This is a genomic window from Aminobacter sp. MSH1, assembly GCF_003071665.1.
GTDB classification, from domain to species: domain Bacteria; phylum Pseudomonadota; class Alphaproteobacteria; order Rhizobiales; family Rhizobiaceae; genus Aminobacter; species Aminobacter niigataensis.
The window spans coordinates 4416496-4436983 of record NZ_CP026265.1; the positions used below are offsets into that span (position 1 = coordinate 4416496).

At 60.1% G+C, this 20488-nt stretch carries 21 protein-coding genes, 1 tRNA gene and 2 pseudogenes; 8 read left to right on the forward strand and 16 right to left on the reverse strand.

Annotated features, from left to right (window positions below):
* Positions 1-2: 2 nt before the first annotated feature.
* A complete protein-coding gene (locus tag CO731_RS21805) occupies positions 3-227 on the forward strand; it encodes a DUF2274 domain-containing protein (protein WP_100079083.1) in 225 nt (74 codons plus the stop codon).
* On the opposite strand, the gene CO731_RS21810 is transcribed toward CO731_RS21805, so the two are convergent.
* The 9 genes from CO731_RS21810 to CO731_RS21850 form a co-directional block, all read right to left on the reverse strand.
* On the reverse strand, positions 224-1186 hold the full coding sequence (locus tag CO731_RS21810; protein WP_100079082.1) for a LysR family transcriptional regulator: 963 nt from the start codon (positions 1184-1186) through the stop codon (positions 224-226). The two genes, CO731_RS21805 and CO731_RS21810, sit on opposite strands and share 4 nt — an antisense overlap.
* Positions 1183-1374 carry a hypothetical protein gene (locus tag CO731_RS21815; RefSeq protein ID WP_100079081.1) on the reverse strand — a complete coding sequence of 64 codons (192 nt, stop codon included), beginning with the start codon at positions 1372-1374 and terminating at the stop codon, positions 1183-1185. The genes CO731_RS21810 and CO731_RS21815 overlap by 4 nt, the downstream gene beginning before the upstream one ends.
* A 50-nt stretch (positions 1375-1424) precedes the next feature.
* Positions 1425-2732 (reverse strand): alpha/beta hydrolase, encoded by a 1308-nt coding sequence (locus CO731_RS21820; protein ID WP_100079080.1) that lies wholly within the window; start codon positions 2730-2732, stop codon positions 1425-1427.
* Entirely contained in the window at positions 2716-5766 is a 3051-nt protein-coding gene (locus CO731_RS21825; protein WP_100079079.1) for an efflux RND transporter permease subunit, read from the reverse strand. The genes CO731_RS21820 and CO731_RS21825 overlap by 17 nt, the downstream gene beginning before the upstream one ends.
* Entirely contained in the window at positions 5763-6854 is a 1092-nt protein-coding gene (locus tag CO731_RS21830) for an efflux RND transporter periplasmic adaptor subunit (RefSeq protein ID WP_245427041.1), read from the reverse strand. Before CO731_RS21830 ends, CO731_RS21825 begins: the two co-directional genes overlap by 4 nt.
* Position 6855: 1 nt before the next feature.
* Positions 6856-7980 (reverse strand): efflux RND transporter periplasmic adaptor subunit, encoded by a 1125-nt coding sequence (locus CO731_RS21835; RefSeq protein ID WP_341769959.1) that lies wholly within the window; start codon positions 7978-7980, stop codon positions 6856-6858.
* Between the two features lie 147 nt (positions 7981-8127).
* A complete protein-coding gene (locus CO731_RS21840; RefSeq protein WP_245427038.1) occupies positions 8128-8751 on the reverse strand; it encodes a DUF3313 domain-containing protein in 624 nt (207 codons plus the stop codon).
* A 278-nt stretch (positions 8752-9029) separates the two neighbouring features.
* Complete coding sequence (locus tag CO731_RS21845) at positions 9030-9644, reverse strand: SH3 domain-containing protein (protein WP_100079077.1); 615 nt, start codon at positions 9642-9644, stop codon at positions 9030-9032.
* The gene (locus CO731_RS21850) at positions 9641-10030 is read right to left on the reverse strand and encodes a hypothetical protein (protein WP_100079076.1); all 390 of its coding nucleotides are present in this window, start codon (positions 10028-10030) and stop codon (positions 9641-9643) included. The genes CO731_RS21845 and CO731_RS21850 overlap by 4 nt, the downstream gene beginning before the upstream one ends.
* Positions 10031-10399: 369 nt before the next feature.
* Here CO731_RS21850 and CO731_RS29365 point away from each other — a divergent pair.
* A pseudogene (locus CO731_RS29365) lies at positions 10400-10575 on the forward strand (IS5/IS1182 family transposase); the annotation flags it as partial.
* Between the two features lie 98 nt (positions 10576-10673).
* Here CO731_RS29365 and CO731_RS21860 read toward each other — a convergent pair.
* The 4 genes from CO731_RS21860 to CO731_RS21875 form a co-directional block, all read right to left on the reverse strand.
* Positions 10674-11444 carry a prolyl oligopeptidase family serine peptidase gene (locus CO731_RS21860; RefSeq protein ID WP_245427035.1) on the reverse strand — a complete coding sequence of 257 codons (771 nt, stop codon included), beginning with the start codon at positions 11442-11444 and terminating at the stop codon, positions 10674-10676.
* A 268-nt stretch (positions 11445-11712) separates the two neighbouring features.
* On the reverse strand, positions 11713-12195 hold the full coding sequence (locus CO731_RS21865; RefSeq protein WP_245427033.1) for a periplasmic heavy metal sensor: 483 nt from the start codon (positions 12193-12195) through the stop codon (positions 11713-11715).
* A complete protein-coding gene (locus CO731_RS21870; protein WP_100079074.1) occupies positions 12192-12659 on the reverse strand; it encodes a hypothetical protein in 468 nt (155 codons plus the stop codon). The genes CO731_RS21865 and CO731_RS21870 overlap by 4 nt, the downstream gene beginning before the upstream one ends.
* 2 nt (positions 12660-12661) lie before the next feature.
* On the reverse strand, positions 12662-13438 hold the full coding sequence (locus CO731_RS21875) for a sigma-70 family RNA polymerase sigma factor (protein WP_245427030.1): 777 nt from the start codon (positions 13436-13438) through the stop codon (positions 12662-12664).
* A 446-nt stretch (positions 13439-13884) separates the two neighbouring features.
* Between CO731_RS21875 and CO731_RS21880 the strand changes: the two genes are divergently transcribed.
* The 3 genes and pseudogenes from CO731_RS21880 to CO731_RS29370 form a co-directional block, all read left to right on the forward strand.
* Positions 13885-14199: a hypothetical protein gene (locus CO731_RS21880; protein ID WP_199914501.1), complete on the forward strand. Its 315-nt coding sequence runs from the start codon at positions 13885-13887 to the stop codon at positions 14197-14199.
* A gap of 20 nt (positions 14200-14219) precedes the next feature.
* A complete protein-coding gene (locus CO731_RS21885) occupies positions 14220-14609 on the forward strand; it encodes a MarR family transcriptional regulator (RefSeq protein WP_100079071.1) in 390 nt (129 codons plus the stop codon).
* A pseudogene (locus tag CO731_RS29370) lies at positions 14606-15649 on the forward strand (recombinase family protein); the annotation flags it as partial. The gene CO731_RS21885 and the pseudogene CO731_RS29370, both read left to right, overlap by 4 nt.
* On the opposite strand, the gene CO731_RS29375 reads toward CO731_RS29370, so the two are convergent.
* The 3 genes from CO731_RS29375 to CO731_RS21895 form a co-directional block, all read right to left on the reverse strand.
* Positions 15536-15802 (reverse strand): hypothetical protein, encoded by a 267-nt coding sequence (locus CO731_RS29375; RefSeq protein ID WP_245439452.1) that lies wholly within the window; start codon positions 15800-15802, stop codon positions 15536-15538. The pseudogene CO731_RS29370 and the gene CO731_RS29375 overlap by 114 nt on opposite strands.
* A gap of 9 nt (positions 15803-15811) precedes the next feature.
* Positions 15812-15994, reverse strand: coding sequence for a hypothetical protein (locus CO731_RS29380; RefSeq protein WP_245439454.1), 183 nt, complete (start codon positions 15992-15994; stop codon positions 15812-15814).
* A 231-nt stretch (positions 15995-16225) separates the two neighbouring features.
* Positions 16226-16316: transfer RNA gene (locus tag CO731_RS21895), tRNA-Ser, on the reverse strand.
* Positions 16317-16767: 451 nt separating this feature from the next.
* Here CO731_RS21895 and CO731_RS21900 point away from each other — a divergent pair.
* From CO731_RS21900 to CO731_RS21910, 3 genes are all read left to right on the forward strand, one after another.
* Positions 16768-17829: a porin gene (locus CO731_RS21900; RefSeq protein ID WP_108608793.1), complete on the forward strand. Its 1062-nt coding sequence runs from the start codon at positions 16768-16770 to the stop codon at positions 17827-17829.
* A 307-nt stretch (positions 17830-18136) separates the two neighbouring features.
* On the forward strand, positions 18137-19012 hold the full coding sequence (locus CO731_RS21905; RefSeq protein ID WP_245439939.1) for a site-specific integrase: 876 nt from the start codon (positions 18137-18139) through the stop codon (positions 19010-19012).
* Between the two features lie 214 nt (positions 19013-19226).
* On the forward strand, positions 19227-20339 hold the full coding sequence (locus CO731_RS21910) for a pyridoxal phosphate-dependent aminotransferase (protein WP_108608794.1): 1113 nt from the start codon (positions 19227-19229) through the stop codon (positions 20337-20339).
* Positions 20340-20488 lie beyond the last annotated feature (149 nt).

Here is a 20488-nt window from a genome sequence, read left to right on the forward strand (position 1 = left end):
TGATGACGAAACTGAAGCTGGGGCCATTGCCCGACGACAAGCCCGTGAAGATCACGGTGGAGTTGCCTGCCGAACTCCATCGCAGCCTTGCCGACTATGCCGAGGTGCTGGCCCGCGAGACCGGTCAACCTGTGACCGATCCCGTGAAGCTGATTGTGCCGATGCTGGAGCGGTTCATCGCCACGGATCGCGGTTTCGCCAAGGCGCGGCGGACCGCTTCAGCCTAGATCGTGGCTTGCTTGCGCGCGATGTCCAGAAGCCCTCGAAGCGCCTTGCCGTTATTGTGTGGCGACCATACGGCCCCGAATGTGATCGGCTCCGGTTCGTCCATAATGGGGATGAAGGTGATACCAGACATGGTGATCCGGCTGGTAGCCTCACTGGCCAGCGTAACCCCATAATCGGCGGCAATCATCGACAAGAGCATGCAGCGATCCACGTCGCATCGCTGCACCTTCGGATGAAGGCCCCGTTCGGCGAACCTGCGCGCGATGTGGTCATGCTCCTGCGGTCCGGTCCCATCATAGCGAACCAGGAAGAGATCATCGCACAGATCGCGCCAGAACAGGCCTTTCGCATCCGCGCGAGGGTCGTTGTCCGACATGGCGACGAACAGGGATTCTGTCCAAAGCGGCCGCGAGTGGCAATCGGGGACTTCGGTTATCGCCGCCACAAAGGCCACGTCGAGCCGTCCGTCGCGCACCAGAAAGATCGCGTCTCGGGCTCGACCGTCGAACAGTTCCAACTCCACGCCTGGCCACTGTTTCCGGTAGCGGTGCAGCAACTCCGCCAGAAAGCCGGTAGCGATTGTCGTGGGCACGCCCATGCGGATGCGTCCGCACGCTCCGCCGCCGATCATGCCGGCGGTCTTTACCGCATAGTCGAGCTGCTCGATTCCATCGGCGACATGCACGAGAAAGAAGCGTCCAGCCTCAGTGAGCCGCACCCCTCGATGTCCTCGCTCAAACAACCGCACGCCCAGCGTTTCCTCCAATGCGCGAATACGCTCGCTGACCGAGGATTGGCTGACGCCAAGAGCGACGGCGGCATGGCGAAAGTTCAGGTGCTCCCCAACGGCTACGGCATGAATCAATGCCGCAAGAGGAATCCGCGTGCCGAGCACCTGATGCTGTCGGGTATGTTTGTCATCGATCTTCGACAGTTTTCTGCATGGCCGCCGCCTCATTCCGGCGCTCCATGGTCGAGCGCCGGTCTTGGCAGAAGATTGGTGACGATGTCATCCATCTCTCGTTGTGAGGCCACATCGAGATGAACGAACTCGGCGCTTCCTCCCTGGGCGACGCCTAGCCCGATACCGCTGGCAGCGCCAGTAAAGCGTACAATATAACCGGAAAAATCATAAGTGACGTTCATTGCCGATTTCCCTTTATCGTAAAAAGCGAAGGACAAAACCTCGCTTACGGTCAGTAGGCGATCTCGCCATTGACTAGGCCTCCAGACGCCCCGGACAGTTCCCGCTGGAAGATCTTTCGCGCTTCGGGGCTAACCACCGACATCGGCGCCGCAACGACCGTCCTCGCTGCGGACCCGGCCAGATTGACGGTGCCGATTGCCGCCATCCCGACGTGGTCGGCCAATGTCACCTGGCCGCCCTCGAGGGATTGCCCAGCCAGACGTTTCCCAAGGAGCCCAATAATTTCCGGACTATCGGCAAAGGCGTTGTGACCGAGGGCGTCCTTGGAACGCACGGTGCTGGTATCGATCACTGTGATCCCAAGGCTTTTCAGCACGTCGGTATAAGCGGTGGTATCGATACCGCCGACACGGTTGACGCCACCAGAGATCCATCTCGAAACCTCCAGGGCACGATCGCGCGTCGAGGCAAAAATGGTGAACTGCGGCCGCTTCGGTCCCATCTCTATGAGCTGACGGCGGAAGACGTCGACATCGATATCGGGCGACGCCAGCACGACGTTGCGGACCTTCGCCGGGATCGTCTTTTCGCGCATCGCGATCCCACGCAGAGCCTCCGCTGTCAGCCATGTCCCCATGGAATGGGCAAGGATCGTGATATCGCCGACGTCAGGGCTGCGGGCAGCCTGGATGATCAAATCCTCCAGGGCACGGCGTGAATAGTTCGTGCTTTCCTTGTCGTAGAGATAGCCGAGAACGCTGGCACGGGAGGGCCAGGTGAACAGGATCGGCGCGGCATCGGTTCCCGCGTCGTGGGTGATCTGGGCAAAACGAAAGACAGCATCGGCATAGGTGTTGTTGAACCCATGCACGAAGATGATCACCTGTCGCTTTGCATTACGGTTCTTGCGAAACCAGTTGAGCGCCTGCTGCTCTGAGCTGACCTTCTCGTCCTTGAGCACGGCGAACTCTTTCTCAGGGTTCGGGGGCACGCGCTTCGGCCACTGGACCTCCCCGACCTTTCTATTCTCATCCGGCGGGATGGAAACGGTAAGGTTGTTCAGCGAGATCGCCGTTCCGCGCTCGCCGGAATAAAGCTCGCCGGGATCAGCAGCGGGTTTTCGGGTGGTTGCGACCAGCATGTCGACGCGGCTTATATCGTTGGTCGTCACCGCCACGGGCTGAAGGACATTCTCCGGCCGGCCGGCGCAGCCGCCGAGCAGGGAAATAAGTAGCGGAAACACCAAGATGCGCCTTTCCCATGCGCGCGAACTGAGCGGGCAGGCTTTGGGTGCCGCAACGACATCCCGCGACGAGGGCCGCTGCCGCGGGGTCGTAAAATCAATTGTTTTCGACATCGCGGGGAATCCTGAACCAGGTCACGTAGAGAGCGGGAAGGAAGAGCAGGGTCAGGACAGTTCCGACGACGATGCCGCCCATCATGGCGTAAGCCATAGGCCCCCAAAACACTTCATGAGAAATAGGGATCAATGCCAGGGTTGCCGCTGCTGCCGTCAACATGATCGGCCGCATCCGGTGCTCGGTCGCCTCGATGACCGCCTTCCAGGTAGGAACTCCCGTCTTCCGCAGGTCTTCGATCTGGACGATCAGAATGACCGAGTTGCGGATAAGGATGCCGATCAGAGCAAGAACACCAAGGATCGCGACAAAGCCGAGCGGCGCGCGGCTAAGCAGCAAAGCTCCGACGACGCCGATTAGGGCCAGCGGAGCAACCGAAAACACCAGGAACAGCCGGTGGAAACTCTGGAGCTGGATCATCAGCAGCGTGGTCATGACGAAGATCATCACCGGGACCACCATGATGATCGGCGCTTGCGACTTGGCGCTTTCCTCCACCGTTCCGCCGACCGCGACGTCGTATCCCGGCGGCAACGAGGCCTTCAGCTCGTCGATCTTTGCTTCGAGTTGGTTGACGACCGTTGCAGGCTGGGTGCTGTCGTTTATACCGGCCTTGATCGTAATCGTGGGAATGCGGTCGCGCCGCCAGATCGTCGGCTGCTCGAGCTCGTAATCGAATCTCGCAACAGAAGAGAGTGGGATGGATTTACCGCTGGCGCTCGGCAACTGAAGGTCGAGCAGGTTGTCGATGGAGGCGCGTTCCTTTGCTTGTGCCCGCCCGACAACGTTGATCAGGTAGACCGCATCGCGCACCTGGGTCACGGTCCCACCCTGGACAACGCCATTGAGAGCGGTTGCGATGTCCTCCGACGAAACGCCAAGTTGCCGCGCCTTATCCTGAAGCACGTCGATTTTGACGACACGCGCCGGCTCGTTCCAGTCGAATACGAGGCCGGTCAGCGACGGATGCAACATGACGATACCGGCTGTTTTCTGCGCGAGTTCGCGGACCTTTTGGATGTCCGGCCCGGAGATGCGGTATTGAATCGGCCTTCCGACCGGTGGACCGATATCCAGCGTTTTTACGAAGGCATCGGTGCCTGGGAAGGTCTTGTGTAAATAAGCCTGCAGGTCGGCCTTGAGCTGGTCGCGAACGTCGAGGCTCTTCGACACGATGACGATTTGGCCGAAGGTCGGGTCGTCGGACTGCACGTCGAAGGAGAGAATGAAGCGCGGTGCACCGCGACCGATATAGCTCGACCAGTGATCGATGTCGGGATTTCCGATGAGCTTTTCGCGTTCGAACTGCGCGATCTGCCGGTTGGTCTCGGCAATCGAGCTGTTTTGCGGCAGGTTCCAGTCGACGATCAGTTCCGGACGATCGGAGGCAGGAAAGAATTGCTGTTGCACCAGGGACATGCCAGCGACCGAAAGGCCGAAGGCGGCAACCGTCGCGATGATGGTGATCCAGCGGAAACGTAGGCAAAGCTGGAGCAGCCAGGAGAAGAGCGCGCCGAAGCGGCTCTTATGATCCTCGTGCTTCTTCATCGTCTTTGGCAGGATCGTCACGCCGAGGAGCGGCGTGAACAGGACGGCAACGATCCAGGACACGGTGAGGGAAACCGCAAGCACGACGAAGAGTGTGAAGGTGAACTCGCCGGCATTGCTGTTGTTGAATCCGATCGGCAGAAAGCCCGCTACGGTGACGAGCGTTCCGGTCAGCATGGGGAAGGCGGTCGACGTGTAGACGAAGGTCGCGGCGTTTCGCAGATTGTCGCCGGCCTCCAGGCGGGCAACCATCATCTCGACGGCGATCATGGCGTCGTCGACCAGAAGGCCGAGCGCGATGATGAGCGCACCGAGCGAGATGCGCTGGAGAGAGATGCCGCAATACTGCATCACCATGAAGGTGATGGCCAGCACGAGCGGTATGGAGATCGCAACCACGAGCCCCGCTCGCAGACCAAGACTGATGAAGCTGATGGCGAGCACGATAGCCACGGCTTCGAAGAGGGCCTTCGTAAAACCCGAGACGGCCTGGTCGACTACCGCTGGCTGGTCGGACACGTGGCCAACCGAGACTCCTATGGGTAAGTCTTGAACGACATGAGACATCATGTCGTCCAACGCCTCGCCGAACTCGAGCAGATTGCCCCCCGCCTTCATACCGATCGCCAGCCCGATCGCCGGCTTGCCATTGAAGCGAAACAGCGACGATGGGGGGTCGACATAACCGCGCGTTATCGTTGCGACGTCGGTCAGCGGAAAGAAGCGATCGTTGATCCGCAGATTGATCGCACGGAGGTTTTCTTCAGAGAAGAAACGGCCGCCAACCCGCAACGCAATCCGTTCCGGACCGGCCTGGATGACACCCGACTGCGTGACAGCGTTCTGTTCGCTCAGTGTCTCGACGATGTCGGATTGATTGATGCCGAGTCCGGCGATTTTGCGGGTGGAGAATTCGAGATAGATTACCTCGTCCTGGGCGCCAATGATATCGACCTTGCCGACATTCGGCACTGTAAGGACCTTGGTGCGGGCATCCTCGACGAGATCGCGCAACTGCCTCTGATTCAAGCCGTCGGCGGTGAAGGCAAAGATGTTTCCGTAAACATCGCCGAATTGATCGTTGAAAAACGGTCCGACGATGCCTGACGGAAACTGCTGCTGGATATCGCCGATCATGTTGCGGACGCGTTGCCATGTCGCCGGGACATTGCGTGCCTGGGTGGTCGTCAGAAGATCAACGAAGATCGTGGTCTTGCCGGCGGTCGTGAGGCTCCGCGTCCGATCGAGGCTGTCGAGCTCCTGGAGCTTTTTCTCGATACGATCGGTGACCTGCTGGGTGACCTCTTCGGCCGAGGCCCCAGGCCACTGTGCCTGGATCACCATCGTCTTGATGGTAAAGGACGGATCCTCCTCGCGTCCGAGGTTGAGATAGGCGTACATGCCGGCGACCGCGAAAGCGATCATGAAATACCAGACGAAGGAACGATGTTCGAGCGCCCACTCCGAAAGATTGAAATTCTTCATTGGCGCAACTCCTGTCCAAGCCTGATCTTTTGTCCCTCCTGAAGTTCACTGACACCCGCGACCACAACACTTTCGTTTGTGTTCAGACCCGAAGAGACCCGCACCAGCGGGTCTTCCGGCCCGGGTTGATTTAGGAGAATGGCGCGGGCCGACACCGTCAGGGCATGCGGATCGATAACCCAGACGGCGGGGACGCCGTCCTTCTCGACGATAGCCGAGCGGGGCAGCACGACGTCGTGAGCCTGCCGGCCGTCTGTGAATGTGGCGGTTACGACCGCACCGAAGCGGAAGACGTCAGGCGCCGTGTCCAGGGCGATCTTCACCCTGTAGGTTCGGGTGTCCGTATCGGCCTGCGGAGCGATTTCGCGTACTCGTCCAGACGTCCGCAAGCGGTCGTCGAGTTGCAGCGCAATGTCGACACGAGTAGACGAACCGATAGACGAAACCTGCGCCTCAGGAACGTCGATGACGACATCGCGCTGGTCGAGGCGTGCAAGTTTCAGGACGGACTGTCCGGCTGTTACGGTCTGACCCACCTCAACGGAGGTCGAGGTGATCACGCCGTCGAACTCGGCCTCTATCCGAGCATAGCCAAGCTGCTCGTTGGTCTTGGCCAGATTGGCTTGCGCTTTCGTGACATTCGCCTCTGCCGATTTGAGGCCCTGCTCGGCAAGTTCGAGATCGGCCGCGCTGGCCGTGTTGGTTGCGGCGAGCATGCGCTTGCGTCGCTCGTTGATCGCGGCATTCTCCAGTTGGGCATTTGCATTTCTGAGATCAGCCTGGGCGCTAAGCACGGCGAGTTTCAGCGTGAGCGGGTCGATCTCCGCGAGAATGTCGCCCTTCCTGACGACGTCGCCTATCTCAACCTGCCGCGCGATGACACGGCCAAGAGCCCGGAAGGCGAGTTCAGTCTCGACGCGCGGCTGAACGACACCGGCAAAATCCAGGGCCTCGGAACGATCGGCGGCGACGTTCATCCAGATTACGGGTCGTGGCGGTGCGTTTTCCGCAGCAGCGGAATGATAGGGTAGGAAGGAGGCGCAGACCGTTACAATGACGAGCAGCATGGCCGAGGAGGGGTGCTTCATGTCAGTTGCCCTCCCAACTCACGACCTGCTCGGGTCGCAGAAACTTGCCGCCTTCCGTAACGACCAGTTCCTGTGCGGAGATCCCCTTTGCAGCGGTGAACTCGCCTGCCCGGTAACTTGCGACAGTGATGAGGCGAAGCGCGACGGTTCGCGTTGCTGCATCCACGATCCAAACTGCGGGCTTCCCGCCGTCCGACGTCATCGCGCTCCATGGCAGTGTGATTGCAGTGTCTGGAGGCGTGTGAAAAGCGCCGATCACGGACGTTCCAAGGGACCATTGGACATTATCGGGAAGCGCCAGTTTCACGCGAATCGTTCCGGTCGTCGTATCGATGACCGGCGCGACCTCTCTCACCTTTGCAGGGATACCACCGCCAGGATTCGAGACCGGCACCACGGTCGCCTTGTCGCCCGGTGACCCCGCCAGGAAAAATGCCTCGAAGACATCGAAGACCGCATCACGGGGACCGTCATGGGCGAGCGTTAAGGCAGGTTGTGCGGCTGATACGACCTGCCCGACCTCGACGCTGCGCGCAGTGATGATGCCGTCGGCATTGGCTTTGAGTTCGGTGTAAGAGAGTGCATCGCGAGCGATCGCCAGGGACGCTTTGGCGGATTCGAGCGACCCCTCTGCCGTTGCCAGCTCCTCCTTCGCCTGGTCGTAGGTCGACTGGGCGATTGCGCGTGTCTCCACCAATGTCTGAGAGCGCCGAAACGCGAGGTTCTTTTGATTGAGTGTCGCTTGCGCCGCCAGAAGACCAGCCTCAGCCGACTCCACGTCCGCGCGCTGCTCGGTGTCGTCGATCCGCGCAAGAACATCTCCGGCGTGCACATGTGAACCGATATCCACCCGCCGCTCTATGACCTTGCCGGCGGAGCGGAACGCGAGGTCGGTCTGTATGCGTGCTCGTATCTCGCCTGTGACGCCCGTGCTGCGCTGATGCTCGATCATTGCTGCGTGAATCACGCGTACCGATTGCGGTGGTGCGGCTGTTGTCTTGGCATTGTCGTCGCATGCGGCAAGCAACAGGCCGAGCAGACTGAGACCAATCATGCGGAACGGAATGGTGGAAAGGCGAACGTGATGCTTATACCTGCCGGCACTATGTCGCTCTTGCTTCTTCAAATAATTTCCGGTCAGAGTATGATCTCCTGCGATCGGTTGCGCGGCTGGGCGCCTACAGATTTCTGGCCCTCCGCGTTTCTCATGTCTTGACGACAGGACGCTTTCAGCCGCTGTGAGTGAAGCGGCTGGCGCAATGGACGTCCTCAGCTATCTGGCTTCGCGGGCCAACTCTTTGTCCAGTTGGTCCGCCGCCGAGCGCACCCCGGCCTTTGCCGCGTCGAGCCCCCCGAAATTGGCGGTGATGTCGAGCGCGTTGGCGCTCCTGCTCGCAACGTGGGCGTAGAGCAGGGTGCCGGTCTGGGCATCCTCAATCTCGACGGCATAGGACACCCAGCCGGAGAATGTGCCGCGACCGCCAGTGGCCTGGGCGCCCGCATTGACGACGAGGCCGACCGGCAGAACATGCGAAACGGTGGACAGCACCGGTGTGCTTGCTTCTGCACCGGTCAGTGTCAGCTTGGCGCGCAACGTACCCGGTCCGGGCTGTGCAACGAGTTGAAGGCGCCGGCCGAGGACCTTGGAAAATTCCTGATGCATGTAGCTGGCGAGTGCCTGTTGGTCGGTGGCCGACATCTTGCCGAATTGTGCGTCCGGCCCGGCGTAGATCGCTGTGGGTGGGATAATGACACTTCTATAGGCTGCGAAATTCGCATCCGGCCGACGGTAGGCATAAGGCCTCGTCTTGTCCGAGGTCGGGCGCAGAAACGCCGACGAAGACAGCGCTACAGACGGTGGCGGCGTTGTCGCACAGGCGGCGAGGGCGAGTGCCATCGCGCAAGTCGCCAGGCCACGCACCCAAATATTGGAAGGCCGCCTCCGAGGTGCCTGGGACGGACCGGAAATCGGAGTTGGACTATTTGCGCGATTATCCAAAGTTCACCTCATGTGCATGGCCCGCTGTCACGGTGTTTTCTTCACCGGCAGAATGGTCCTCAGCTTTTGAACGAAAATCCCGAGGCGGTGATCCGCCTCGGCCTGGCCTGCGTCATGGCTAACGATCCGGATATGAACGGGGACGGCGTGTGCTCATCTCCGGCTTGCGGTACGTCTTAACGCTCCACGACGCCCCTACGGAATTCGAGGCCGCCACCAGGCCGCCGCAAGATCGCGCCACCGGCGCAACGGTCTGGGCCGCATGCTCCTCGTGCTGCGGCGCCGCCGCCGTAAGGGCCGCGAACAACGGCAGAACCGCCGCATGCAGCTCCAACGCAGCCACCTCGCGCAACACCGCCGTAACCCGGGCCGCTGCGATAATAGGTGTTCCATTGTCCGTACCACGGCTGGCCGCCATAGTGGTTATTCCAGTAAGCCTGGTTGAAGGCGACAACGGTCAATCCGATCATCGGAATGAGCGCCGGCGAAAGAGCTACTGTTTGGCCCTGATAGTAGATGCTGACATAGTTGGAAGAGACCCAGCCGCGTGCCCCTCCCCATGAGACGTCGCACCAGGAGGCCGCGTCGAGACATCCATAGATGGTCAGAGCTGCACTGGGCGGCATTGTCATGACGATCGGATACCATGTCCCCGGTCCGGCCCTTAGGTTGACGCTGGAAACTGTCGCGCCTCGCGTTGCCGCCAACGCGGGGCCGGACATCACGGCCACCAACACTGCCGCAAATGCGCCAAGCACATAGCGGCGCGTGGGCCACATTTTTCTGTTCATGCCTTTCTCCTTTTGAAGTGATCAATCCCGTGCGTTGGGCATTCGGCCACACCGGTGAAATTTGTCCGGGCGTTTACAGGATCGAATACGCTCCAACGATTTTCCTCCGGGCTGTCATCGGGATCGGCAGAGCGATAATTGCTGATGCATCTCTCCCTCGAAGCCATCATGTCGGCGACGCACAGCTCGTATCCGTCCTCGTCGGCATACAGAGTGACGCAAACGGTATTCGGCATTCCGTTTTCCATCGGGAAGCAGAGCGCCTCGGTGGATTCGTTCGCCCATGGGATAGTGACGGTCCGCTCGCGGGCAGCCGCGCTAACAGAGACGGAAATGCCGGCAAGCAGCATCAACGCAAAGAAGGTAAAACCGCTCCTCTTATCCATTGTCCCTCGCTTGTAATCCTGAATAGAGGGTCGATGTCCGAGGCAGTTTCTTTCTTGCCACGGTGCGAAAGACAATTATCAGCAATCGCCATCCGGCCTGTTGCCAAGGGTTCGAGGCAACGGGGCATTCTGAAAGATTGACCTATTCCATAACTGGTTGGCGCTGAGGCAAAGGGTCCTTGGCCGCGCCAGCGCTGCGGTGGGTTTCGGTCGGTATTTTTCAATCATCAGCAGCTTCCCCGAATGGATGAATTGCTACTGATACGAAGTGCGCCGCCCGATGCGACATTCCGGCTGGATTTTTTTTCGGGGCTGCCATTCAGATCTGAGATCTCATAGTGAGCAGCAGCCGTGGAAGGACATGCAAAAGAGCTGGTCCAGTTGGCGCAGATGATCGTCCGGCCGTTTCTGGAAGAGCGTGTTGGCGAGGTCTCTCAGGATGGATCAGGTATGCAGCCGCTGCCGACCCGGCTGATGGCAGGGCTGGCAAGCATACATTCAACTTGTCGGATGATGGGGTTTGCGTCCGCTACCACGACAGTCCGTCAGACCGTCTAAAAACTCTTGATGCGGATGATTGATGATCTGGCGGCAATACCACGCGTCACTTGATCAAGACTCACCTCAAGGATTTTAGGACGGTTCAGAGCTTGGGCAGTTGCTGTGGCGTTTCTCCGAAAACTCTGTCGTAGAGGGGGAGTACCGTCGATCTTCTCAACGGAAATGGCACGAAGTGTCCACAGTCGAACAAGGCCACGTTAACAGGGGCGTTCCGCTTCACGATCTCTGCGAATCTAATCGCTTGGTCCACAGGCGCACGGTCATCGTGCCGCCCATGCAGAATGCGGGTTTCCGTTCGAATTTTGTCAGCGTGGAGAAATGCTGAACGAGCTGAAAATGCTTCTGGCGTAGTGCCTGCCTCGGCCTCGATATTTGCGCGGATACCCGGAATAGTTTTTCCATAAGCCGATTCCAGATCATAGATGCCCGCTACGAGGATAACTCCACCGAGTGTTGGTTCCTGAGAGGCGACCATCGCCCCCGCTATCGCGCCACGGCTGACCCCATAGAGTATGGTTGCCGAGCGCCCGACATCATGTTCCTGTTCAAAATGATCGAGTACCATCCGGATTGCGAATTGTGTCTTGGGGCCGCAGAAGTCCGGAGGCCCGCTGGAACCTCCATAGCCGGGTTGTGACACAGAGGCCGCGATGATCGAACGCCAGGTTGCCAGACGTGCCAACGTTCCATCTTCGGCCATGCCGCGGCCACCTATGCGAGGGCTATCCTGATGGCCGTGGACAAAGAGAATAGCACCTCGCAATGAACTGTCAGAAGCGGGCCGAGCAACAAACAGTTCGAGAGTTTTCTGCTCTCCCAATTCCAACAAAACGGGCTGTTGATCAGCAGTCATATTATTCCGTCCAGTATCGCAAAACCCGCAGATGGATGAATTGCTACTGATACGAAGTGCACCGCCCGATGCGACATTCCGGCTGGATTTTTTCGGAGCGCCATTCATATCTGAGATCTTATGGTGAGCGGCAGTCAGGGAAGGACAATGGCTCTTCTACAGGAGACCCTTTCGGTGGTGGTCAAGACCGGTGCGATGAAGCCGTCGGACACGCGGCAGGCGATCGTGCGATAACTGATCGGTCTGGCCCACGCTGGATCGGCGACTGTTACGGAACGCGCAGTATTCCCTTTGCCTTTTGGTCGGCAACCACCGTGCGCCTTCCTTCGGGGGAGATTTGACCAATCGCATCCACCAATGGACCGCCGATTGCGTCCATGAACTCCGTCCAGGCGGACTGCGTTGCACTGAGGGCCGCCAGGGTTGCGACAGGATCATACGGATCAGCAGACATCTGTTTCAGCATTTCTTGCCGAGCCTCGGTAACTTTCCTCACGGCTCGCGCATATCGCGGTTCTTCCTTGAGAAGACTCTGACGGAACAACCTGGCGTCTGAAGCAGGAAGAGTCGCTTCCGCAACAGCCAGAATGCGAGCCAGAGGATCATCACCTCTTTGAACCTCCGGTGTCACACGCAGCATTTGCCCCCCCAGGAAAGCGAGAAGGAACATGTTCAACACGAGCGAGACGGGAAGAGCAATTCGCAACCATTTTCTTGTGCCATCCTGTGTTTGAACCATATTGCTGTTCATTCCATGAAAATTGGGATCGATGCGATCTGAAGTGTAGAGAGCAGGTCACCGGAGGCGGGTAAGCTCGGGAAATGCATCCCGATGAAAAGACCTGCCGCCACCGCGATTCCGCCGCTGGAGGAAAGACCGATCCAATTCAGATCGGGCCATAGTCCGCGAACATGCGCAAAAAGCCGTGCACCGAACCGGGAAGGTCCGGATGGTGCCGGCGCTATTCGCGCAGCGACGTTCGTTCTCAGGCGCACCAAGGCGGCATTGCGTTCGCCCGGCGGCCACAGGGAGATCTCTTGATGCCTGCGCGCCGCCGCGAGCGCATCATCCATCAAGCGCTCCTCCGCAAGAACGGCGCGCGCCACTTTCGAGCTGCCCAGCAGAGCCAGCGCATCGCTCCGCTCCTCGACGGGCCACAGATCGATGTTCGCTCCGTAACTTCGCGCCAGCGACGTAAAGCGTTCGATCTTCATAGCTATTCTCCCTGTTTATCATGCTGTGCCAGCAATCGTTCACGAAGTGTGGTTCTAGCACGGGCAAGCAGACGCTCTATTGCTTTGGCAGACAGGCCAAGAATACGTCCCGCCTCAGCGCCGGATACACCTTCCTCGTAGACGAGTATCATCGCGGCCTGCTGGCTGGCAGGCAATGCCCGTATAGCTGCAACCAGGGCGGCATCGCGCTCGGCATTCGACAAAATCTCGTCTGCTGCGGCTCCCGGGTCAACAGCGTCGAAGTTCTCTGGAAGGGATTCCGGCTTTTTACGGCGGCGGCTATCAATACAGAGATTGACGACGATCTGGTAAATCCAAGTTCTAAACTGAGCGCGCTTTGGGTTAAAGCGGTCAGCTTGATGCCACACCTTGACCATTGCATCCTGGGCGATGTCCTCAGCATCGCGAAAATTTGGGATTAGGCGGCTTGCAACGCTTAGAACAAACGAACCGTGACGAACAACGATTTCATCGAAGGCTCTCCGGTCTCCTTGCGCCGACCAGAACAGGAGCTCGTCATCAGTAGCCTTGTTATAAGCCCGGGGTTCGACCATGCCCGCGCCCAAATTCCACTTGATCAGCAGCGCGAGCGCGTCCCATTCGAATTCCATCTCCCGCCATGGCCTGCCAATTCCTGTGCCCGCATGTGCGTTGCTCGCTTTTCCCGGCTCTTGCACCTTATACGGGGCGCGCACCTGTTTCCCCCTCATGCGATCGAGATTTTGCGCGGCAATCCCGATAGGCACGCGGGCGATCAAGCAGACGGGAGTTGCATGGCCGCAGGTTCAACGGTCGCAGGCAGATCGCATCGTCGCCCTACATAAGACCAAGTGCATGCTTTGACAGCCGCATCACGCTTACTCTCGGTTCTCCGGTTGAGGGTAGCGAGCAAGCATCAATCTGCAAAGGAAATTGACGATGAAGCCCCTGAACAATACACCAGCTTGGATATCCGTGTCGGCATTGACACCTTGGGCAGCGATATTAGGCCGCGCGCAAGCCTGTGCCGCTCGGGGAGCATTCTTGGTCTGATTCTTTTTGTTATGTTCGCGGCGCCGGTTCAGCAAAAAATCTGAACAGTGCGTGGGGTGCCGCCAGCGCACAGGTGTAAATGCGGCACGCTACACACCACCGATCCCCCTCCATGGTCCGCATAATTCCGGGGCTTCCAGCCACCGGATTCCAGCGGACCACGGAGGATTCCATGTGTGCAGAACGCCGCCGCACCCAACGGGGCCGCCCACACCAGCCGGACCCCAGAATGCTACCTGACGATCTTTACGATTATAGTGACGATCCCGCGCCGCGCATCAGCCCGCCGCGTGGAAGCCCACCGCATGTCTTCGATGTCGAGAAGCTGCCGGTCATAGACGACTGGCCCGATGAAGTGCCGATCACCGAGGCCGAGATTCAAGTGTTTGAGCGCTGGTTCGCCGATGTTTTCGACGAGATGTTCGGGGCGCTCGAACTTCCAAAAGGCTTGAACATATTATCTCGTGATGATAATGATAAACCCTGACGTAAACAGGGTCAATTGCCGTGACGACTCTGAAAGTTGGGATCGCCGAACCAGAAGAAATGAAGGCCCGCTCCATGCGGATCGGGCGCGGCGAGGAAAAGCCGGCGCCCGGCGAGCCGACCGTCTGGTTCGCATCCACCGAGTCCTTCGCCCGGCTTCTCTCGGCGAGCAATCGAGAGCTGCTGCGCATCATCCATGAACAGAAGCCTGGCTCGCTGGACGAACTGGCGCGGATCACAGGACGCGCCACCCCCAATGTCTCGCGCACCCTCAAGAAGATGGAGAGTTTCGGCCTTGTCCGCATGGAGAAGGGCCAGGGACTCAAGCTGGTCCCCAAGGTCATTCATGACCGCGTGGAGCTGGTCTTGCCCCTGATCGAGCCTCGCAAGTCGAAAGGAACCCGCAAATGAACGCACAATCGCCCAACGTCGCCGTGCGGGCGGCCCTTTACCTGCGCGTCTCGACTGCCCGTCAGGCCGAGCATGACGTGTCCATCCCCGACCAGCGCAAGCAGGGTGAAGCCTATTGCGCGGCGCGCGGCTACCAGCTCGTTGACGTGTTTGTCGAGCCGGGCAACACCGCGACGAACGATCGCCGGCCCGAGTTTCAACGCATGATCGAGGAAGGCACCTCGAAGCCCGCGCCGTTCGACGTCGTGCTGGTTCACAGCTTCTCGCGCTTCTTCCGCGATGCTTTCGACATGGAATATTACTACCGGAAGCTCGCCAAGAACGGCGTCCGGCTCATTTCGATCACGCAAGAGTTGGGAGACGATCCGATCCACGACATGATGCGGCGGATCATGGCGCTGTTCGACGAATATCAGTCGAAGGAAAACGGCAAGCACGTCACGCGCGCGCTGAAGGAGAATGCGAGGCAGGGCTTCTGGAATGGCGCGCTACCGCCTGTCGGCTACCGTGTCGTGGCAGCGGAGCAACGCGGAACGAAGACCAAGAAGAAGCTGGAACTCGACCCACTGCATGCGGACACCATTCGCCTGATCTTCCGCCTCGCGCTGGAGGGCGAAGGCTCATCCGGCCAGATGGGAGTTAAGGCGATCGTCAAGCATCTTAACGGCAAGGGCATCTTCACCCGCGACGGTGGGCGTTGGGGCATCGGTCAGGTCCATCGCGTCCTGACCCGCCGCACCTACATCGGCGAACACGAGTGGGGACGGCGCAGCAAGCACAATGACGCGCAATCGCCCGACGACATTGTTGTCGTCCCGGTTCCTCCAATCATCGACCGCGAGACGTTCGACGCGGTGCAGAAGCTCCTACAGGCCCGCAACCCGAAAACCGAGCTGCCTGCCCGCGTCGTCATCGGGCCGACCCTGCTAACCGGCATCTGCTACTGCGGCAATTGCGGTGGCGCGATGACCATCCGCACCGGCAAGGGCGGCCGCTACCGCTACTACGCCTGCTCGATCAAGGCGCGGCAGGGCGAAACCGGCTGCAAGGGCCGCGCGATCCCCATGGACAAGCTCGACGACATGGTGATCAATCATATCGAGAACCGCTTGCTCGATCCCGACCGTCTGGAAAAGCTGCTTGGCAGCATTCTTGGACGCCGCGAGGATCAGGCCGAGCGGCGCCGCGAACACATTGCCTCTCTACAGCGGCAGGCGACCGAATCGGAATCGCGTCTCAAGCGGCTCTATGACGCCATCGAGGCGGGCGTTGCCGATCTGGACGACCCGGCGCTGAAGGAGCGGATCGCTGGCCTGAAGGTTCTCCGCGATCAGGCGCGGGCCGACGCCGATCGGGCGCAGGCCCTGCTCGAAAATCCCGGCCACAGCACCCTCAGCCCCGCAATGATCGAAGGGTTTGCCCACCGCGCGCGGGAGCGCATTCGCGGCCACGAGGGCGGCTATCGGCGGGATCACCTGCGCGCGCTGGCGCAGCGCGTCGAGGTCGCAGACGACGCAATTCGCATCGTGGGATCAAAATCGGAGCTGCTGAGGACGCTTATTGCTGGTCAAGGGCGGCAATCGGCGGCGAGTGGCGTGCCCAGAGGCGGACTGAAATGGCGGAGAGGATGGGATTCGAACCCACGAGAAGCTTTTGACCTCTACTCCCTTAGCAGGGGAGCGCCTTCGACCACTCGGCCACCTCTCCGTTGCGCCGCTGGATAAAGAAAAGGTGCGGCACAATCAATAAGCCTTTGCATCAATCGACCGGAAAAAGCGCAGTCCGGCCACGTGGCGCGCGAATCGTCGGCGCCGGCGCACTCCGGAAAGCCACGAGTTCACCCACGATTCGAGACCAGGGAACTTCCGGGGGCAGCTCCATCGGCAGAAAATCGCCGCCCGAACGCCGCCATTTCTTAATGAGTTCTTTATGGGGGGCATCAAATCGTGTCATTTGTGCAACATCGCCTCCCGATAGAGCGCCGGGACGCCCTTGCCGGTTGCGTTGGTTGTTGAACCGCGGCGGCTCATGGGTAATGTCGGGGTCGAAGAGGGAGCGCGGTGCGCATCTTTTTCAAACGGGGATGGGGCAGGGAACGCTGTCCTTCAGCAAAAAATACCCAGACCCTCTTTTGAAACTTTTGACTGGAGGTCAGAAAATGAACATTAAGAGCCTTCTTCTCGGCTCCGCTGCGGCTCTGCTCGCAGTCTCCGGCGCTCGTGCGGCCGACGCTGTCGTCGTCGCTGAGCCGGAACCCATGGAATACGTCCGCATCTGCGACGTTTACGGCGCGGGCTTCTACTACATCCCCGGCACCGAGACCTGCCTCAAGGTCGGCGGCCTCGTTCGTTACGAGATCGGCTGGGCCGAGACGACCGGCGATGACGGCTGGATCAAGACCACCAAGGCTCGCGTGAACCTCGACGCCCGTTCGGAAACCGAATACGGCACGTTCCGCCGCTTCATCGAACTCGAATACGCCAACAACGGCGGCGAATTCGGCGTTGCTGACGTTGACGGCTTCCGCGAATACACCGACGCTACGACCTCGAAGATCCGTTATGCCTTCTTCGAGCTGGGCGGCCTGATGGTCGGCCGTAACGACACCCTGTTCGACGGCGACCTGGGTGGCGAGTTCGACGCCGGCGGCGGCGACTTCATCAACCAGATCCGCTACACCTTCGACGCCGGCAACGGCATCGCAGTGTCGCTCGGCCTGGAAGAAGAAGACAACAACTTCGACTACATCCCGCTCATCACCGGCAAGGTTTCGGTGTCGCAGGGCTGGGGTTCGGTCGACCTGTTCGCCGGCTATGACGATCGTTTCTCGGAATTCGCCCTCAAGGGTATCGCTCGCGTCAAGGCGACCGATGCTCTGACCGTCGAGCTGCTCGCAGCTTACGAGTCGGGCGCCACCTGGTTCGGTCTGGCCGACTTCTACGCCGGCTACGAATGGTCGGTTGGTGGTTACCTGAAGTACCAGGTCAACGAGAAGCTGCGCCTCGGCTTCGGCGGCCAGTACTTTGCTGACTCGCACTTCGGTAACTTCATCACCGGCGAGACCGTTGACGTTGGCAACGACGACTGGACGGTTGGTGCGGTCATCGACTACACGATCGTCGAGAACCTGAACGCCAAGCTCGCCCTCAACTACGACGACGGCGACAGCTTCGAAGACGGCTCGTTCAACGGCTTCCTCCGTCTCGACGCCTCGTTCTAATCGACTGACGTCGTAACGATTAAGACGGCCCGGGCTTCGCAAGAATCCCGGGCCGTTTTTCTACCAGCGGAAAGTGCTGGGAACCTGACTGCACGAAGGAGGAGACAGACGCTGTAAAGCACGGTTCACGACAGGGGGAACGAAATCGTGATGTTCCCGTAGGGTTGTCGTTCGCCGCCGTCATCTTGTAGGCCGCCATCCACTGGAGTACCCATTGCCTCCAGTCACGGGACGGTTGCCGACACTCATTATGAAGAAGTCAACTTCACGGAACGATATTATGAGCGGCCATCATTCAGCCGCCCTGATGACTAATTGCAAAGTCACATACAATTTCAGCACCATCAAAGAAGTAAAGTCATTCAGGGTTTTAGAGCTTTTTTCTCAGTACAAAGATATTTTATGGGATGACGGAAAGCACAAGTACAACGTCAGCTCCTTCATCGGCGAGATCGACGAGATTCTTCTAGGCGAACGCTTCAGTGCATTCTCCCAGGAGGCGCTCGACGGACTGATAGGCTCCCTGCGCCAACGCGGCAACAGCAACGCGACCATCAATCGAAAGATGGCCGCACTGAGCAAGCTACTGCGCAAGGCCTACAAGATGGGTGACATCCACAGCCTGCCGGAGTTCCGACGCCAAAAGGAACGGGCGGGACGAATCCGCTTTCTCGAGCTCGAGGAAGAGGACAGGCTTTTCGCCGCGATCAAGGCCAAGAGCGAGGACGCCTATCGGCTTTCCGTGTTCCTGGTCGATTCGGGCTGCCGGCTCGGCGAGGCGCTAGGCCTGATCTGGAACGACATCCAGGACACACGCGTCAGCTTCTGGATCACCAAATCGGGGCGCAGCCGCACCATCCCGCTGACCGCCCGCGCCCGGGAAACCACCAAATGGCCGGCCGATCGTGGTCCGCGGCCAAAGGGACCGTTCGCGATGCTGACGCAGCCGCAGTACCGGGCGATCTGGAACGAGGCCAAGGCGGAAGTGGGCTTGGGTGCCGACGACCAGGTGGTGCCACACATCCTGCGCCACACCTGCGCCTCGCGCCTGGTGCAGGGCGGCATCGACATCCGCCGCGTGCAGATGTGGCTCGGCCACCAGACCTTGTCGATGACGATGCGCTATGCGCATCTGGCGACGAACGATCTCGACCGCTGCGTGGTGGTGCTGGAGCGGCACTGACGACGGATTCGGAGCGGCCGCCAGCCTCCACAGCCAACAACCGTGCCTCCCGGGGCGCGGTCTTCTCCTTAACTCGCCCTGAATCGGACGGGAGCGCGGGAGCGTCGAGCCAGCCTCAATAAAGCGCTGCACCTTGCAGCTTTTGTGTCGTATAGGCAGGGTCATATCGTCGGCGCAGGCGCCGATATTCCGTTCGATCTTCAAGAGTTGCCTCATGCCCAATCGCCCGTCGCTCACGCCCGTCATCCATGCCCTCCCCGCGACCGTACCTTTTGTCGGCCCGGAAGCCCAGGAGCGCGAGCGCGGCAAGCCGTTCCGCGCCCGGATCGGTGCGAACGAGAGCGGCTTCGGCCCCTCCCCGCGCGTCATCGCGCGCATGGCCGAGGCCGCGGCGGAGATGTGGAAATATTGCGATCCCGACAATCACGACCTCAAGGTCGCGCTGGCACGCCATCTCGGCATCGGCATCGAGAATGTGGTGGTCGGCGAAGGCATCGACGGCCTGCTGAACCTCGTCGTTCGCATGTATGCGACGGAAGGCACGCCCGTGGTGACCTCGCTCGGCGCCTATCCGACCTTCAATTTCCACGTCGCCAGCGTCGGCGCCCGCCTGGTGCCGGTGCCGTTCCGCGACGACAAGGAAGATCTTGAGGGCCTGCTCGCCGCCGTGCGGCGCGAGAACGCACCGGTCGTCTATCTCTCCAACCCCGACAATCCGATGGGTAGCTGGTGGGAAGCGGGCGACATCCTGCGCTTCATCGAGGCGCTGCCCGAGACGACGACACTGATACTGGACGAGGCCTATGGCGAGACCGCGCCCGCCTCGGCGCTGCCGCCTGTCGACATTTCGCGGCCCAATGTCGTGCGCATGCGCACCTTTTCCAAGGCCTATGGGCTTGCCGGCATCCGCTGCGGCTATGCCTTCGGCGACACTGATGTGATCGCCAGTTTCGAAAAGGTGCGCAATCACTACGGCGTCAGCCGGATGGCACAGATCGCCGGCGAAGAAGCGCTTGCCGACCAGGCCTACCTGGCCGAGGTGGTCGCCAAGGTGGCCGCCGGACGCGAGCGCATCGCGGCAATCGCCAGGGACAATGGGTTGAAGCCCCTGCCCTCGGCGACAAATTTCGTCACCATCGACTGCGGCGGCGATGCCGCTTTTGCGCTTGCCGTGATGCGCAACATGCTGGCGCGCGACGTCTTCATCCGCAAGCCGATGGCACCGGTACTCGACCGCTGCATCCGGGTGAGCGTCGGCCTCGACCACGAGCTCGACATCTTCGCCGAAGAGCTGCCGAAGGCAATTGCTGCCGCCCGCGGCGCCTGATCGAAACAGACGATTTCAACCGTCGATAGGCGCTACGCTTGCCGCAGCTTACGTCTGCGCGAAGATATATGCGCATATCCTAATTTATTCATTTCAGCGCCGCATCATTAACACAGTTCCTACCTAGGCCAGTTTTCGGGCGGACGGGG